The organism is Flavobacterium sp., assembly GCF_040382755.1.
Taxonomy (GTDB): Bacteria; Bacteroidota; Bacteroidia; order Flavobacteriales; family Flavobacteriaceae; genus Flavobacterium.
In genome coordinates this window covers 1-2,512 of sequence record NZ_JBEIET010000198.1, presented here as the reverse complement: position 1 = coordinate 2,512, position 2,512 = coordinate 1, and the positions used below count along the sequence as shown (strand labels likewise).

The window sequence follows — 2,512 nt, the reverse complement described above, 5'->3', positions numbered from 1 at the left end:
TAGAAAATTGGAAAAAAATGCAGCCTAAAACCGCTGAATTATTAGCCTATTTCAATAAAAATGTAGGTCAATATCCGTACAAACAATATTCCGTTATTCAAGGTGGCGACGGTGGTATGGAATATGCCATGTGTACCTTGATTACAGGAAATAGAAGTTATGGCAGTTTGGTTGGTGTAACCGCTCATGAATTTGCACATAGTTGGTTTCAACATATTTTGGCTACTAATGAATCAAAACATTGTTGGATGGATGAAGGTTTTACTTCATATATTTCTAATTTAGCTATGAATGAAATTTTACCTCCAAAAGAACCAGAAAGTCCATTTGCAGATTCGTACAATAACTATGTTTTTTTAGCCAATTCAGGAAAAGAACAACCATTAACAACGCATGCAGATCGATACGATTATAATCAATCGTACGGAATTGGGGCGTATAGTAAAGGAGAAATATTTTTAGCACAATTAGGTTACATCATTGGACAAGAAAATTTAGATAAAACGATTAAAAAATATTATTCGGATTATAAATTTACACATCCAACTCCAAATGACATTAAGCGAACTGCTGAAAAAGTTTCTGGCGCCAATTTAGATTGGTATTTAAACGAATGGACACAAACTACAAATACAATAGACTATACTATTAAGTCTGTAGAAAATAATAAAATCGTTTTAGAGAGAAAAGGGAGAATGCCGATGCCTCTTGATGTAATCGTAGAATTTGAAAACGGAACAAAAGAATATTTCTACATTCCAAATACGCTAATGCGCTGGGAAAAACCAAATCCGTTTACTTTAAAAAGAAACGTTTTATTAGGTTGGGATTGGGCGATTCCTACTTACACTATTGATATAAATTCAAATAAAGGTGCTATAAAATCAGTGGTTATTGATCCAAGTGATTTAATGGCAGATGTTAAAAAGGAAGACAATATATTTCCAAAAAAATAACAATTAGATAGCATATTACATTAAAAATAATACTATATTAGATTTTAAAATATTCGCAAATGCAAGATAAAACATTAATAGGTAGTGAAGAATGGTGTTCGTTCCCACAATTAGGAATTCCAGCAATAAAAGCTCGTGTAGATTCTGGAGCTAAAACATCTGCGTTACACGCTATTAATATCAAAGTATTTGATAAAAATGGAGAAGAATGGTTGAAATTTGATATCAATCCGATCCAAAATAATTCAAAATCTATCATTCATTGTGAAGCGCAATTAGTAGATCAACGAATTGTAAAAAGTTCCAATGGTACCAGAGAGAAAAGATATGTAATTCGTACCGAAGTAGGATTGGGAAGTCATAATTGGCAAGTTGAGGTAACACTTACCAATAGAGATTCTATGGGTTTCAGAATGCTTTTAGGACGAGAAGCAATGGTGGGAAGATTGATAGTTGACCCTGAAAAAAAGTTTGAATTAGGTCAGCCAACAACAGAAAGCCTAAAAGAATTTTATTATAGTGAACCTGAGAAAAAAGGATTAAAAATTGGATTATTAGCAAGTAACCCAGATTTATATAGCAACCGACGTATAATTGAAGCCGGAGAAATGCGTGGACACGAAATGCATTTTTTAAACATCAAATATTGTTATATGAAGTTAAGTGCTTCAAATCCTGAAATTCACTATCGTGGCGGATTGGTTTTAAAAGATTTTGACGCCATTATTCCTCGTATTCGTCCAAGTATGACGTATTACGGATGTGCCTTAACCAGACAATTTGAAGCACTAAAAGTGTATGCTTTAAACAATGCTGCAGCGATCACTCAATCTCGAGATAAATTATTTTCTTTACAATTATTATTGAATAATGGTGTTGATATACCCACTACTGGTTTTGCTAATTCTCCATTAGATACTGATGATTTAATAAAAATGGTAGGTGGCTCACCTCTAATTGTAAAATTACTTGAAGGAACTCAAGGAAAAGGAGTGGTTTTAGCAGAAACTAAAAAAGCAGCTGAATCGGTTATTAATGCCTTCAAAAGTTTAAATGCTAATATCTTAGTTCAAGAATTTATTAAGGAAGCTAACGGAAAAGATTTACGTTTATTTGTAGTAGACGGAAAAGTAGTAGCTGCGATGCAACGAGAAGCAGCACCTGGCGAATTTCGTGCAAATATTCATTTGGGTGGATCGGCTTCAATTGTGAAAGTTACTGCTGATGAAAAAAGAATTGCCATAAAAGCAGCTAAAGCGATGAATTTAAAAGTGGCTGGAGTTGATATTATTCGTTCGTCTAAAGGTCCTTTGTTATTAGAAGTAAATTCTTCTCCTGGATTAGAAGGCATTGAAGGCGCTACTCAAAAAGATATTGCCGGTGAAATGATAAAAGCTATTGAAAAAAACTTTAAGTAATATGCAAAATAATTTCAAAAAATTATTACTTATACTTATCACTTGTAGTTTTATTGTGGCTTTCGGTGCTTTATTTAAAATTATGCATTGGCCTGGTGCAACATTAATTTTTAATACAGGCGTGGTTTTAGAAATTAT

3 protein-coding genes are annotated in these 2,512 nt (G+C 32.8%); all 3 read left to right on the top strand.

Annotation, left to right across the window (positions count from 1 at the left end; genetic code table 11):
• On the top strand, nt 1-956 hold a 956-nt coding region (locus ABWO04_RS11085; RefSeq protein WP_353079755.1), incomplete at its 5' end, for a M1 family aminopeptidase.
• 59 nt (nt 957-1,015) lie between these two features.
• Complete coding sequence (rimK, locus tag ABWO04_RS11080; RefSeq protein WP_353079754.1) at nt 1,016-2,374, top strand: 30S ribosomal protein S6--L-glutamate ligase; 1,359 nt, start codon at nt 1,016-1,018, stop codon at nt 2,372-2,374.
• A 1-nt stretch (nt 2,375) separates the two neighbouring features.
• Nucleotides 2,376-2,512, top strand: a 137-nt coding sequence (locus ABWO04_RS12140; RefSeq protein ID WP_502903992.1) for a GldL-related protein, incomplete at its 3' end; no start/stop codon positions are given.